Consider the following 15,008-nt stretch of genomic DNA (forward strand, 5'->3'; position numbering starts at 1 on the left):
ATTGACATACAGATGAAATGTGATATGATCATAATGTAAATGGACTTACCAATTACCATTATACCAAAAGATAATCAAAGAAATAAAAAGATAATTGAAGGAGGAACGGATATGTATAAGTTATCACAGTTGACAGAAGATGGTTCTATTATGTTACACGGACAGAAAATTGCAGATACAATCCTTTATGTAAATGGAGATTTTGTTAAAAAATCAGAAGCCGTTATCTCCGTATATGACAGTGGTTTTCAGCATGGAGATGGCGTATATGAAGGAATCCGTGCATATGGACGAAAAGTATACCGTCTGGATGAGCATATCAAACGTCTGTATGAGTCCTGCTACACGCTGGGAATCGATATAGGAAAGACCAAAGATGAGATGAAGGAAATTGTAAAAGAGCTGATTCGTCGAAATCTGGATGCAGGATTTACTGATTTACATATGCGTTTACAGGTGACGCGCGGATTTAAAGCACAGACAGGTATGCATCCGACTTTAAATGTGACGAATGCGTCGATCGTTATCTGTGTGGATCAGAAACCCCCTATTTTCAATAAAGAGGGAATTACGCTGGTAACAACCTGGCTGAAACGCTATTCCCCGTCTTACATGGATCCGAAGATTCATTGCTGCAACCAGCTGAACCAGATTATGGCGGCGTGTGAGGCAATCCGTCAGGGAGCGGATGAAGCAATTATGCTTGACCAGAATGGTTATGTGGCGGAGACAAACTCTACGAACTTACAGATGATTAAAGATGGAGCATTAATACTTCCGACTTTAGATTCACAGCTTCCGGGAATTACGAGAAAAACAATGATTCAGATAGCAAAAGAGATGGGAATGGAAGTACAGGTAAGAAACGTATCTGTTTCAGAGTATTACAATGCGGATGAGGTATTTATCTGTGGTACAGTCGGAGAAGTGGTTCCGGTTAAAATGATCGATGGAAAGAAGATTGGTACACAGATTCCTGGTCCGATAACAGAAAAGTTTTCACAGGAATATAAGAAGATGACAGAAACGCTGGGAGTGTCGATTGATGATTGAACATCATAAAAGAAAGTGCACTCTGTGAGGGAACGGGTAAAACCGTAAGCGTGAGATTCATATAGGGGTTTATAAAGAGGGATGGTAGAAGAGAAACATATGATTCGAGCGAAAGGACGGAATGAATATGAAAGAGAAAAGAAAACCGGGTTTTGGGGCTGCGATGCTTCCAATATTGGTGATGGCGTTCGTGTTGGGAATTGGTTTTGGAAAGTTCAGACTAAGTGTGGAAGTACTCTTACTTGTTTGTTCCTTCTTTACGGTGCTTTTAGGATTGTTTTATGGAACAACCTGGAATGAGATTGCAGATGCGGTTTCGGAAAAGATAGGAAAGTCATTTATGGCGATTTTTATCTTTGTATTTGTTGGAATGATTATCGGAACCTGGATGTTATCAGGAACAATTCCTATGTTGATTTATTATGGTCTGAAGCTCTTAAATCCACAGCTGTTTCTGATATCGGCTTTTGTGATTACAGTAATTGTTTCTGTGTGTACGGGAACCAGTTTTGGCTCAGTTGGAACCGTCGGGCTGGCACTTATCGGAGTAGCTCAGGGATTGGGCGTTAATCTTCCGGCAGCAGCGGGCGCAATTATTTCAGGTGCTTATTTTGGAGATAAAATGTCACCGCTTTCAGATACGACAAATCTGGCTCCGGTAGCAGCCGGAACCACATTGTTTGAACACATCCGGCATATGTTTTATACGACGGTCCCGGCGGCGCTTGTCTGCTTAGTGGTATATTTTATAGCTGGACGTACTGGAATGGTGGTTTCATCGGTCGATGCATCTGCGGCAAATGAGATGACGGAGGGACTCGCTTCTATTTATCATTTTAATGTGTTTTTATTGATTCCTCTGGTGGTTGTGCTGGTTGGTTCAGCGATGGGAAAACCAACGATTCCGGTTATGTTTACAGCATCGGTTCTGGCAGGAGTGTTAGCGATTGTATTTCAGGGAGCGACGGTTGCAAAGGTAATTTCGGCAGCATATAGCGGATTTTCTTTATCGATGCTGGGAATTGATCCGGAAACAGTGACAGGAAGCATTAAAACGCTGGTAGAGCGGGGCGGAATGACAAGCATGATGGCAACGGTGCTGAAAGTGCTCTGCGCATTTCTATTTGCAGGTGCTATGAGTGCGGCTGGTTTTATGAATGCAATCTTGGAAAAATTGAAAACATTCGTACACAGTGACGGAACTTTGATTCTGGTAACGGTTATTTCAGTCTTGATTATTGCGCTGATTGTTGGAAATGCATATATTCCGATTTTGATGGGCGGAGAATTGTTCAGTGAGTCCTTTAAGGAAAGAAATCTGGCACCGCAGAATCTTTCCAGAACACTGGAAGATGCAGGAACCTGTTCCATTCCTCTGGTTCCGTGGTCAGCGGGCGGTGCGTATATGTCGGGAACGCTGGGAGTCTCTACGTTCGCATATGCTCCGTGGGCAATCTTTTGTTACGCAGGTTTTTGTTTTGCGGTTCTCTGGGGCTTTACCGGGTTTGGAATCAAGAAATTAAACAAGGATAAATAAGACATTTCATAAGTTAGTCAAACAGATGTAGGATGGGGAGAGAAAACTGTTTTACATCTGTTTTTCTAATTAAAAGGGTTATTTGAACGTTACAGTGGAAAAAAGAAACAGGAGGAATGATGGGGGCAGAAAAATTAAATAAAAAACGATCGGGAGCTTTGGTGGGAGGAATTTTCCTGATTCTGGCAGTTCCAGTATGCGGGATCCAAGTACCGGTGCAGGCATTCTTTTTTCTTGCATGGATCTACGTGATTCTGTTTTTAGAAGCAAATTCTTATTCCTGGAATGAGCTTCAGGAAGCAATGGTTCATTCTTGCACAAGGGCAGTTTCACCTATCTTTTTTCTTTTATGTGCAGGAGCGATGACAGGAATATGGAATCTGTCAGGTACGATTCCAGGACTGACGTATACAGGAATTTTGTGGATTCGTCCGGAATGGTATCCGGTCACCGCGTATGCAGGATGCTTTCTGTTTAGTTTTCTGACTGGCAGTGTGTTTAGTTCCTGTGGAACCATGGGAATCCTATTTTTAAATATTGGAACAAGTATGGGATATGAAGAGAAAATAGCAGCAGCTGTTATAATAGCCGGAGCATTTTGCGGCTATGGGATTTCTCCGATGTCGGATTTTGTGAATTTACTTTCATCCAGTGTTGAAATAGAACTGGCGAAAACCTTGAAAGCAGAACGAAATAGTATCATTCCAACCATATGCGTTTGTCTGGCAGGCTGTTTTTATGTGGGATGGAAGAATGCAGAACTGGCAGGAATATCGATACAGGAAAGCAGTAAAATGATGCAAATATTCGGGGAAATGTGCCTGGGAATGCCCGTGTATATACCAGCTGTAGTGGTTCTTATATTTATGTTAATGAGGAAAAACGCCATGCATGCGTTGATGGCAGGCTGCGTGTCCGGGATGGCAGTGGCATTTTTTTACCAGAAATATCGATGGCAGACAATTTTGAATGTTTTATGGAATGGACCGGACCAAGGATCCTATTTTCACAGCGGAGGTATCAGCAGCATGGCTGGGACGGTTCTTTTGTTCCTTTTAGCGTTTAGTTTGTTTGGAATGCTTGAAAAAAGCGGGGCGATCCGATGCATGATGCAGCCGTTGTTTAAGTGGGCGGATACAGAGAAAAAAGGAAATATAGCAGCAATTTTATTTGCTTTTGTAGTAAATGTTTTTTCAGCATCGGCGATGTGTTCCCTGGTGATATCCGTCTCCTGCCTGATGTCGGTGTATGATGAAAAAGGCTGGAAACGGGAGAAAATGATTCATTCGCTCTTTCTGGGCGCTTTATACATGAGTCTTCTGGTCCCGTGGCATTCCAATGTTGTAACGCCGATGGGACTGTTGGGAGTAGCACAGGGAGGCGCTTGTATTTTTTGGATTGTGCCGGTGCTGGAGGTTGTCTGCTATCTATTAACATTTGTTTTTTCACATAAATAATGATATAATCGATAGGCGTTAGGGAACGTAAATCAGCAGGAGGGAGACTGAGAATGTTTCAGCCAATCGAAGAAAATGTTTCAGTATATAAGAAGGTAGTCGCACAGATCCAGGAAATGATCATGCACGGCGAATTAAAAAAAGGTGACCGGCTTCCGCCGGAGCGCCAGTTAGCCGAGATGCTCGGAGTTGGGCGACCGGCGCTCAAGCAGGCGATCAGTGCGCTGGAAGTGCTGGGGATTATCCGCAGCCGTCAGGGAGACGGCAATTATATTACGGCGGACACGGTCGAGGTGATCAATCCGCTGGCAATGCAGTTTTACTTAAAAAACGGCAAGATGGATGATATTCTGGAATTCCGCTATATCATGGAGGTGCAGATGGCGTCGCTTGCGGCCGCCAAGATCACGGAAGAGGAGATAGGGGAGTTTCAGGCGCTGATGGATTCGATGAAAGAGGCTATTGCGGGCGGAGCCGATCTGAAGACGCGCCAGTATTACAATAACCTGTTCCATTTCCGGGTGGTGAACCTTTCTGGAAACCAGCTGATCCGCCTGATTTATTCGAGCATCATGGATCTGGTGTCGGATCAGATCCGCCAGACGGACGGCATGTATTTCTATGAGAGCCATCTGAAGATTTTCGAGGCAATCAAGAACCGGAACCCGAAAGAAGCGGCGTACTATATGGCAGAACACTTCCAGAATAAGTTCCCAAATTATCAGTATTATATGGATGTTCATGCGTTGTAGGAAATTGTAGGAAAGAAGAGAACGGAGGACAAGTATTTCATGAAAAATGACTTATTCACAATCGGCAGCATCACGATCCACGGCTACGGTCTGATGATCGGCATCGGCATTATTGCTGCGTATTACCTGGCAGAGTACCGGGCAAACAAGCGGGGGATGGATGTCGATATGATCCTCTCGATCGCGATCTGCGGTGTTGTATGTGGAATTTTAGGTGCAAAACTTCTGTACTATGTCACAATCTTTGACGAGATTCTGGCAAACCCGAAGAAATTGCTAGATATCAGCGACGGATTTGTCGTGTACGGCGGCATCATCGGCGGTGTGCTGGGCGGTTATATACTGAGCCGGATCAAGCATATTTCCTTTTTCCAGTACGCGGATCTGGTCATGCCGTCGGTTGCGCTCGCGCAGGGCTTTGGACGGATCGGCTGTTTTCTGGCTGGCTGCTGCTACGGTATGCCGACCCACAGCCATTTTGCGATCGTGTTCCACGATTCGGACTTTGCCCCGAACAACATTCCCCTGGTTCCGACCCAGCTCATCTCAAGCGGTCTGGATTTTCTGCACTGCCTGCTGCTTCTCTATGCGGCGAAAAAGTGCAAAAAACAGGGGCAGGTGGTATCACTGTATCTGATCTGCTACAGTCTGGGACGCTTCGTGCTGGAATTTTTCCGCGGTGATTTGAACCGGGGAGCGGTCGGATCCCTCTCGACTTCACAGTTTATCTCGTTGTTTATCTTTGCGGCGGGCGTGGCGATGTTTGCGTTCTGCGGGAAGCGGACGGAAGTACCGTTAGAAAAGTGAAAATTTTCAAATGTCAACCCAAATAAAAATCATTCTTGACATTTTACCAAAATTGCTGTATGATACCTCTGATATGGAAAATCTTAACATTTTAAGAGTCATCCATGCAAATATATCTGACCACCTGTGAAACAGGGAATGGCCATACGGACAGCCGGGTCAAATGCCGATTGGCAGTGCGAACTGCCCTATTGATTGAGTTAAAAGCTCAATTTTATAAGTTGGTTACTTTACAACCAGTGCTCATGCACATCAACTTGTAAAACGGTCAATAAGAGTGGTAAAAGTAGATATTTGCTATATAGACTCTGAATGTAAGATTTCTGTGGATAAAAAGGTTTGAAGCAATGTGCAGTATATGCGGTAAATAGGGACAAGGGAAGATTTCGCAGATATACGGCAGATTTGTAAAAATAGAGCGAAGCAGGAAAAGAACGTTTTTGCGGATGATGTGGAGACACATCATCCGCTTTTTTGATCAACACCATTTATATTTCAGGAGAAGGAAGATATGGATCACAGCGAAAAATTAAAATTATACGGCTTTAATAACCTGACAAAGGCGCTTAGCTTTAATATCTATGATGTCTGTTATGCCAAGACACCGAGGGAGCAGAAGGATTATATTGCCTACATCGATCAGCAGTACAATTCGGAACGCCTGACCCGGATCCTAACATCGCTGACGGATATGATCGGGGCACGGGTATTGAGTATTTCCCAGCAGGACTATGATCCGCAGGGGGCTTCGGTCACGCTTCTGATTGCAGAAGGTTCCATGATGCCGGTGCAGGGGGAGACGCAGGTGGCGCATCTGGACAAGAGCCATGTGACCGTCCATACCTATCCGGAATACCATCCGGAGACCTGTCTGGCGACCTTCCGGGTGGATATCGACGTGGCGACCTGCGGGGAGATCACGCCGCTTTCGACACTCGATTACCTGATCGGTTCGTTTGATTCGGACATCATCACGATGGACTACCGGGTGCGCGGGTTCACGCGGGATGTGGACGGAAAAAAGCTGTTTATGGATCGTGAGATCCGCTCGATTCAGGATTATATCTCCAAGGAAACGCTGCGGCGCTACGATGTGGTCGATATCAATGTGTACGAGGCGAATCTGTTCCATACCAAGATGATGCTGAAAGAGATCGATCTGCAGAATTATCTGTTTAAGACAGATGTCTATGAACTTCCGCCGACCACCAGACTCAGTATTATGGAGAGCCTGCGGCGGGAGATGATTGAAATTTTCAGCGGAAGAAATGTGTTTTAAAAGAAATGCTTTTTGAGAGGAAAGAAAAGAGTTTGACTGGAAAATACCGCGAAAACCAGGGAAATTCGATAGAAGAAACGAATGAGTGATTTTCAGGAGGGACGGCAGATGGAAGAAGAGAGAAGAAATCTGGAGCCGGGCGTCGGACGGAGTGCACGGCGCAGAAAGGAAGCTTCAGGACCGAAAGAAACGGGGGGAGGCAGTCGAAGAGATGACGCGCTGACCCAGGAGCGCGCGCCGATCTATGAGGCGCTGGAAGCATTTCAGAAGATGCGCGTGGTGCCGTTTGATGTGCCGGGGCACAAGAGGGGGCGCGGCAACCCGGAGCTGACGAAACTTTTAGGAGAGACCTGCATGCGGCTGGACGTCAATTCCATGAAGCCGCTCGATAACCTTTGCCATCCGGTGTCCGTCATCGCGGATGCGGAGCAGCTGGCGGCTGAGGCATTCGGGGCGGCACACGCATTCCTGATGGTCGGCGGTACGACATCGGCAGTTCAGAGCATGGTGCTGACGGCAGTCAAGCGGGGCGAGAAGATTATATTGCCGCGAAATGTCCACCGCAGCGTCATGGGTGCGATGGTGCTTGGAGGCGCGGTTCCGGTCTATGTGAATCCGGCGGGTGATAAGAGACTGGGGATTCCTCTTGGAATGCGTGTGGAAGATGTGCGCCGGGCGATCAAGGAAAATCCAGATGCTAAGGCGGTGTTTGTGAATAATCCGACGTATTACGGCATTTGTTCGGATCTGCGCTCGATCGTAAAGCTGGCACATGAGCATGGGATGTTGTGTTTAGCTGATGAGGCACATGGAACCCATTTTTATTTCGGGGAAAATATGCCGATTTCCGCGATGGCAGCTGGGGCGGATATGGCGGCGGTTTCGATGCACAAATCGGGCGGAAGCCTGACGCAGAGCTCGATTCTTCTGACGGGTCCGGGTATGTCCGCCGGGTATGTCCGCCAGATTATCAATCTGACGCAGACGACGAGCGGTTCCTACCTGCTCCTTTCCAGCCTCGATATCTCCAGACGGAACCTGGCGCTTCGCGGGCGTGAGGCATTTAAGCAGGTGGTGGAGCTGGCGGAGTATGCGAGAACAGAAATCAACCGGATTGGCGGTTATTATGCCTATTCGAAGGAGCTGGTGAACGGCGACAGCATTTATGATTTCGATGTGACCAAACTTTCAATTCACACGCGCGATATCGGGCTGGCGGGGATCGAGGTTTATGATCTTCTCCGGGACGAGTACGATATCCAGGCGGAATTTGGTGATCTGGGAAATATTCTGGCATATCTGTCCATCGGTGACCGGCAGCGGGAGGTAGAGCGCCTGGTCAGCGCACTGGCGGAGATCAAGCGCCGGTTCAGCCGGGATAAATCGACGCTGATGGATTTTGACTATATTGACCCGATCGTGGCGATGTCGCCGCAGGAGGCATTTTACGGAGAAAAAGAATCTCTTCCGATCCGCGAGACAGCCGGACGTGTGTGCAGTGAGTTTGTCATGTGCTATCCGCCGGGCATCCCGATTCTGACGCCGGGCGAGCAGATCACGGAAGAGATCATTGACTACATTGCGTATGCGCTGGAAAAAGGATGTTCAATGACTGGACCGGAGGATCCGGGGATTGAGCGCCTGAATGTGCTGAAATAGATAAGCAGTAGATAGAAAGGGGAAAATTATGAATTTCTGGTTTTCAGAGAATCATACGCCAAATGTAAAAATTTCCATCCGGGTGGATCGCCAGCTTTACAGCGGAAAGAGCGAGTTTCAGCGGATCGATGTCTTTGATTCGCCGGAATTTGGGCGGTTTCTGACTTTGGATGGATATATGATGCTGACGGAAAAGGATGAATTTATCTATCACGAAATGATCACGCATGTGCCGATGGCAGTGCATCCGTTGGTCAAAAAGGTACTGGTAATTGGAGCCGGGGATGGAGGCGTGATCCGGGAGCTGACCCGCTATCCGGAGATCGAGCACATCGACATGGTGGAGATCGACCCGCTGGTGGTGGAGGTCTGCCGGAAATATCTGCCGAAGACAGCGTGCCGTCTCGATGATCCGAGACTCTCGATCCACTATGAGGATGGGCTGAAATATGTCCGCTTTAAGGAAAATGAATACGATCTGATCATCGTGGATTCAACCGACCCGTTTGGACCGGGCGAAGGGCTTTTTACCCGGGAATTTTACGGGAACTGCTATAAGGCGTTAAAAGAGGACGGCATCATGGTCAATCAGCATGAAAGCCCGTTTTATGCCGAAGACGCGGAGGCGTGCAAGCGGGCTCATAAGCGGATCGTAGAGTCGTTTCCGATCAGCCGCGTCTATCAGGCGCATATCCCGACCTACCCGTCCGGGCACTGGCTGTTTGGATTTGCGTCGAAGAAATACCATCCGTTAAAGAATTTGGATGAGACAAGATGGAACCTGCGGGGGCTGGACTGCCGGTATTATACGACGACCCTGCATAAAGGGGCATTTTACCTGCCGGCATATGTGGAGGAGATGTTAGAAGATGTTGAAGGCAAATATTGAGACGTTTCTGGCGTGTGACGCCAGCTATGAGGAGGCGGGGATCGTGCTCTACGGCGCGCCGTTTGACTCAACCACTTCGTACCGCCCGGGCACCCGGTTCGGCTCACGGGCGATCCGCTCGGAATCCTATGGGCTGGAATCGTATTCGCCGTACCAGGACCGTGATCTGACCGATTACGCCGTGTTTGACGCGGGCGACCAGGAGCTCTGCTTTGGCGATGCATCGTTAGCGTTAAAGGATCTGCGGGAGCGTGCGGCACAGATTGCCGGAGATGGCAAGATCCCATTTATGCTGGGCGGCGAGCACCTGGTGACGCTGGCACCGGTGCAGGCACTGGCAGAGAAATATTCGGATCTGCATATCATCCATTTTGATGCACACGCCGATCTGCGGGACGATTATCTGGGCGCGAAACTTTCCCACGCCTGTGTGCTGCGCCGCTGCTGGGAAGTCCTGGGAGACGGCAGGATCACGCAGTTTGGTATCCGCTCCGGCGACCGGGAGGAATGGCGCTGGGGAAAAGAACACGTGATGACGCATCCATTTATTGTGGATATGGAAGTCCTTCAGGAAACTCTTCGGAAACTGGAAGGAAAACCGGTGTATTTTACCCTGGATCTGGATGTGCTGGATCCGAGTGTGTTTCCGGGAACAGGAACGCCGGAACCGGGCGGAATCAGTTTTGAGGAACTTCGACGGGCAGTCACGCGGATCTGCAGCGCAGCTCGGATTGTTGGATGTGATGTGAATGAATTATCCCCGGCGCTGGATGCGTCCGGTGCATCGACGGCGGTGGCGTGCAAGATTGTAAGGGAGATGCTGCTGGCGCTGTTGGGAAATCCAAAGATTAAGTAAGAAATGTTTTTGGCGGGTCCCAAGGTCAAAAATTCTCCTGCAAGCAAGCTTGCGTCGAACTTCTGACCTTTTGACCCTGGTATCATCAAATAAAAGTGTGTGTTTGAGACATGAACTGAAAAGTGTTTGAACAAAAGCAAATGTGAAATTTGGATTATAAAATGGAACAAAAACAGAGTACATTTCAGAATACAGGAGGAAAAAAGATGGGAAAAGCGTTAATTATCGGATGTGGAGGCGTAGCTTCCGTAGCAATTCACAAGTGCTGCCAGAACAGCGAGGCATTTGAGGAGATCTGCATTGCAAGCCGGACGAAGTCCAAATGCGATGCGCTGAAAGAAAAATTAGAAGGAACCACCAAGACGAAGATCCAGACTGCGCAGGTGGATGCAAACAACGTGGATGAGCTGATTGCCTGATTGAGAAATTTAACCCGGATGTGGTGCTGAACCTGGCGCTTCCGTACCAGGATCTGACGATCATGGATGCCTGCCTGGCGACGAAGACCCATTATATCGATACTGCGAACTATGAGCCGGAGGACACGGCAAAATTTGAGTACAAATGGCAGTGGGCATACCGTGAGAAATTTAAAGAGGCGGGCATTACCGCATTGCTGGGAAGCGGCTTTGATCCGGGTGTAACCGGTGTGTTTTCGGCGTATGCGCTGAAACATGAATTTGACGAAATCAACTACATCGACATTCTGGACTGCAACGGCGGCGACCACGGCTATCCGTTTGCAACCAATTTTAACCCGGAGATCAATATCCGGGAGGTGTCGGCAAACGGTTCTTACTGGGAAGATGGACACTGGGTAGAGACGAAACCGATGGAGATCAAGAGAGAGTATGATTTTGACGGCGTCGGCATGAAGGATATGTACCTGCTTCACCATGAGGAGATCGAATCGTTGGCGCTCAATATGCCGGGAATCAAGCGAATCCGCTTCTTCATGACCTTCGGTCAGAGTTACCTGACTCATTTAAAGTGTCTGGAGAACGTCGGCATGACTTCGATCGAGCCGATTATGTACGAAGGAAAAGAGATCGTACCGCTGCAGTTCTTAAAGGCAGTGCTTCCGGATCCGGCATCCCTTGGTCCGCGTACTGTTGGAAAAACGAATATCGGATGTATTTTCCAGGGTAAGAAGGATGGAAAAGAGAAGAAGTATTACTTATATAATATCTGTGATCATCAGGAGTGCTACAAAGAGGTTGGTTCCCAGGCGATCTCCTATACAACCGGTGTACCGGCGATGATCGGTGCGATGCTGGTGATGAATGGAACCTGGCAGAAACCGGGCGTTTATAATATTGAAGAATTTGATCCGGATCCATTTATGGATGCGTTAAATAAATGGGGACTTCCGTGGAAGGAATCCTGGGATCCGGCACTGGTGGATTAAGATAAAAATGCCTCCATGTAAGAAACTGGTTTTATTTTGCGCTTTTTAGGCGCAGGAAGCGAATGGACAGGGAAGATGGAAGCGAGAAGGAAAGGAAGGAAAATAGATGCAGGAACGGGAGGCGGCTGGGGTTCTCCGGGACACGGCGGCGATCCGCACGCCATTTTATGTGGTGGATGAGACGCTTTTAAAGAAAAATCTGGAAATTTTGAAAGATACGGCAGAGCGGGCTGGATGCCGGATTCTGCTGGCACAGAAAGCATTTTCCATGTATTCGGTCTACCCGCTGATTCGTCAGTATCTGTCGGGAACCGCGGCGAGCGGGCTTTATGAGGCGCGACTTGGAAAAACGGAATTTGGCGGGGAGACCCATGTATTTTCTGCCGCCTACCGCCCGGATGAGTTTGATGAGATTTTAAATTATGCCGACCACATTGTTTTTAATACGCCGGGGCAGGTGCTGAAATATGGTGAAAAAGTAAAAAAAGCCGGAAAACAGGCGGGACTCCGGCTGAACCCGGAGTGTTCCACGCAGGAGGGGCACGCGATCTATGATCCGTGTGCGCCGGGATCCCGCATGGGGACGACTCTTTCGATGCTTTCGGAGGCGGGAAACTTTGAAGAAACCATCCTTCCGTATCTGGATGGATTTCATATGCATACGCTCTGCGAGCAGAATTCAGATGACCTGGAGACGACGCTGCGGGCAGCGGAGGAGAAGTTTGGAGCCTGGTTTTCAAAGGTAAAATGGCTGAATCTGGGCGGCGGACACCACATTACGAGAGAAGATTATGACCGGGAACGCCTGATCCGCCTGGTGCGCGGGCTGCGCGAAAAATATGGTGTGGAAGTATACCTGGAACCGGGCGAGGCAGTTGTCTTAAACGCGGGATTTCTTGTAACTTCCGTGCTGGAGACGATGGAAAACGGCATGCAGATTGCGATTCTGGATACCTCGGCAGCCTGCCATATGCCGGATGTGCTGGAAATGCCGTACCGTCCGCCGCTTATCGGAGCGGGAGAAGCGGGCGAAAAGCCGTATACGTTCCGCCTGGGCGGACCAACCTGTCTTTCGGGGGACTGCATCGGGGATTATTCGTTTGATGCACCGCTAAAAGAGGGCGGACGGCTGGTGTTTGGCGATATGGCGCTCTATACGATGGTCAAAAATAATACCTTTAATGGAATGCCGCTTCCGTCGATCGTATACCGGCATGAAGATGGGACAGCGGAAGTGGTGCGGGCGTTTGGATATGAGAATTTTGTGGGACGGTTGTAAGTCTGGGGCGAACCGGGGATTGTATTTTTTTAATAAAAAGAGTAAAATGAAGAGACTTGCAGAAAGATTACAAAGAATGCCTGCGGGGACAGCCGTTACACAGTATGGAAATAACGGTTGCACAAGTTTTGGAGAATAAAAGGATAGAGAGATAAAGTTATGATACAGGACATCGCACCACATCGCTACGACAATACATACCACATTCAGAAACCTGGAGCACAAGACTACGTCTTCTGCATCCAGAAAGGCCGGATTCTTCTGCGTGAGACCGCGGAGGAACATGTGCTTACTATCCCGCGCCGGGAGGAGATTGAGGCGGCAGTTCCGGAACTGATGGATCGGGCGGTCTATCTCTTTTCGGTTGATGAGAAGCCATATTTTCTGGTCAGTGTGCCGGAGAAAGAAGCAGAAGAGATTCTGGCAAAGCTAAAAGAAGGGGCTGGTCAGATGTCTGTTTCGGACAAAAATAATATGGAAGCTGGGAAGACGGATTCTGGTACACTGGAAGGGGCAGAAAAAGAGTTGAAACAGCTTTGCTATGCATGGAAAACGCCGACCGACATCCGTGCGATGGAGCCGATGCACCAGGCATTTGCAGCGATCACGGCGGTGCAGCTGTGGCGCTGGAGACAGAGCCGTCAGTTCTGCGGGCGCTGTGGGGCAAAGACGGAGGACAGCAAGATCGAGCGGGCGCTCGTCTGCCCGGTCTGCGGCCAGACGGAATATCCAAAGATCTCCCCGGCAGTCATCGTGGCGATCACGAACGGGGACAAACTTCTTATGTCGCGCTACCGCGTCAACCACAGTACCTACCGTGGATATGCGCTGATCGCTGGATTTGTCGAGATTGGGGAGACATTTGAAGAGACCGTCCGCCGCGAAGTGATGGAGGAAGTCGGGCTGAAAGTTAAAAATATCCGCTATTTCAAGAGTCAGCCGTGGGCGTTTACCGATACGGAGATGATCGGATTTTTTGCAGAACTGGATGGGGACGATAAGATCCGGCTGCAGGAGGACGAGCTTTCTGAGGCAGGCTGGTATACGCGTGAGGAGATCCCGGACGATGCACGCCTCATCAGTGTCGGAACCGAGATGAAGATGTATTTTAAATACGGTCCGGACTGGGAAAAAAAGTGGCAGGAACACCAGAAATGATGTGTTGATATATCGTTAATGTACACAGGTAGGCACTTTTGGAACCGAAAGTGCCGTAAGAAAACGTGGTGGCAGCAGGAATTTGCCGTATTTAAATGCGGCAAATTCCGTTACTGGGCACGTATGCGTGAACAGTAATGATATATCTCTGAGGAATACAAAGCATTCCTTTTAATTAGTTGACAAACTGAGAATTGGTTGCTATCATTAAGGCAATACGAACAAGACAGAAGATCAAGGTGGGAAGATTGCATGAGCAGAATTGTATTATCATTGCTGGTAGATAATACTGCCGGCGTTTTAAGCCGTGTGGCTGGACTTTTCAGCCGCCGCGGATATAATATCGAAAGTCTTACAGTTGGCGTGACCGCGGATCCGAGATACTCCCGTATGACGGTTGTATCGCTGGGCGATCATCAGGTTCTGGAGCAGATTCAGAAGCAGCTTGGAAAACTGGAAGATGTACACGACATCAAGGAACTGCGGGAAGGTCATTCCGTATATCGTGAGCTGATGCTCGTCAAGGTGAGAGCAAATGCGAACCAGCGGATGGCGATCAATGCGATTTCCGAGATTTTCCGTGCGTCGATTGTCGATGTGGGAAAAGATTCTGTCACTGTTATGCTGACAGGCGACCAGTCCAAACAGGACGCGCTGATTAATCTTCTGGAAGATTATGAGATTCTGGAATTAGCCAGAACAGGTCTTACCGGTCTTTCCAGAGGTGCGGATGATATCCGCTATCTGCCATAGTACATCAGTCGATAGACTGGATACAAGGCATTCAACAGGTTTACAAAGTCTGGTCCAAAGACGCACAGAGAGGCGCCGGTCTATGCTTTATAATAAATTTATTTTATTTTTGTTAGATCCA

The 15,008-nt window shown here is 48.4% G+C and carries 12 protein-coding genes and 1 pseudogene; all 13 read left to right on the forward strand.

Annotation, left to right across the window (positions count from 1 at the left end):
- Positions 1 to 111: 111 nt before the first annotated feature.
- The 13 genes and pseudogenes from DWX76_RS10680 to ilvN all read left to right on the forward strand — a co-directional run bounded on the left by DWX76_RS10680 (position 112) and on the right by ilvN (position 14,887).
- Positions 112 to 1,053 carry an aminotransferase class IV gene (locus tag DWX76_RS10680; RefSeq protein WP_118651114.1) on the forward strand — a complete coding sequence of 314 codons (942 nt, stop codon included), beginning with the start codon at positions 112 to 114 and terminating at the stop codon, positions 1,051 to 1,053.
- A gap of 127 nt (positions 1,054 to 1,180) precedes the next feature.
- Complete coding sequence (nhaC, locus tag DWX76_RS10685; RefSeq protein WP_118570654.1) at positions 1,181 to 2,590, forward strand: Na+/H+ antiporter NhaC; 1,410 nt, start codon at positions 1,181 to 1,183, stop codon at positions 2,588 to 2,590.
- Between the two features lie 116 nt (positions 2,591 to 2,706).
- Entirely contained in the window at positions 2,707 to 4,047 is a 1,341-nt protein-coding gene (locus DWX76_RS10690) for a Na+/H+ antiporter NhaC family protein (protein WP_118570655.1), read from the forward strand.
- 53 nt (positions 4,048 to 4,100) lie between these two features.
- On the forward strand, positions 4,101 to 4,799 hold the full coding sequence (locus DWX76_RS10695; protein ID WP_118468051.1) for a FadR/GntR family transcriptional regulator: 699 nt from the start codon (positions 4,101 to 4,103) through the stop codon (positions 4,797 to 4,799).
- Positions 4,800 to 4,838: 39 nt separating this feature from the next.
- Positions 4,839 to 5,606: a prolipoprotein diacylglyceryl transferase gene (locus tag DWX76_RS10700; protein ID WP_118570656.1), complete on the forward strand. Its 768-nt coding sequence runs from the start codon at positions 4,839 to 4,841 to the stop codon at positions 5,604 to 5,606.
- 511 nt (positions 5,607 to 6,117) lie between these two features.
- A complete protein-coding gene (gene speD / locus DWX76_RS10705; protein ID WP_118570657.1) occupies positions 6,118 to 6,885 on the forward strand; it encodes an adenosylmethionine decarboxylase in 768 nt (255 codons plus the stop codon).
- A gap of 81 nt (positions 6,886 to 6,966) precedes the next feature.
- On the forward strand, positions 6,967 to 8,544 hold the full coding sequence (locus DWX76_RS10710) for an aminotransferase class I/II-fold pyridoxal phosphate-dependent enzyme (RefSeq protein ID WP_412694055.1): 1,578 nt from the start codon (positions 6,967 to 6,969) through the stop codon (positions 8,542 to 8,544).
- Positions 8,545 to 8,572: 28 nt separating this feature from the next.
- Positions 8,573 to 9,433 (forward strand): polyamine aminopropyltransferase, encoded by an 861-nt coding sequence (gene speE / locus DWX76_RS10715; protein ID WP_107000123.1) that lies wholly within the window; start codon positions 8,573 to 8,575, stop codon positions 9,431 to 9,433.
- Positions 9,414 to 10,289: an agmatinase gene (gene speB, locus DWX76_RS10720; RefSeq protein WP_118570658.1), complete on the forward strand. Its 876-nt coding sequence runs from the start codon at positions 9,414 to 9,416 to the stop codon at positions 10,287 to 10,289. Before speE ends, speB begins: the two co-directional genes overlap by 20 nt.
- A 206-nt stretch (positions 10,290 to 10,495) precedes the next feature.
- A pseudogene (locus DWX76_RS10725) lies at positions 10,496 to 11,697 on the forward strand (saccharopine dehydrogenase family protein).
- A 106-nt stretch (positions 11,698 to 11,803) separates the two neighbouring features.
- The gene (gene nspC / locus DWX76_RS10730; RefSeq protein WP_118570659.1) at positions 11,804 to 12,976 is read left to right on the forward strand and encodes a carboxynorspermidine decarboxylase; all 1,173 of its coding nucleotides are present in this window, start codon (positions 11,804 to 11,806) and stop codon (positions 12,974 to 12,976) included.
- A gap of 159 nt (positions 12,977 to 13,135) precedes the next feature.
- The gene (gene nudC, locus DWX76_RS10735) at positions 13,136 to 14,134 is read left to right on the forward strand and encodes an NAD(+) diphosphatase (RefSeq protein ID WP_118570660.1); all 999 of its coding nucleotides are present in this window, start codon (positions 13,136 to 13,138) and stop codon (positions 14,132 to 14,134) included.
- Positions 14,135 to 14,386: 252 nt separating this feature from the next.
- Positions 14,387 to 14,887 carry an acetolactate synthase small subunit gene (gene ilvN, locus DWX76_RS10740; protein ID WP_022360536.1) on the forward strand — a complete coding sequence of 167 codons (501 nt, stop codon included), beginning with the start codon at positions 14,387 to 14,389 and terminating at the stop codon, positions 14,885 to 14,887.
- Positions 14,888 to 15,008 lie beyond the last annotated feature (121 nt).

The organism is Clostridium sp. AF21-20LB, from assembly GCF_003478795.1.
In the GTDB taxonomy this organism is placed as follows: Bacteria; Bacillota; Clostridia; order Lachnospirales; family Lachnospiraceae; genus Otoolea; species Otoolea fessa.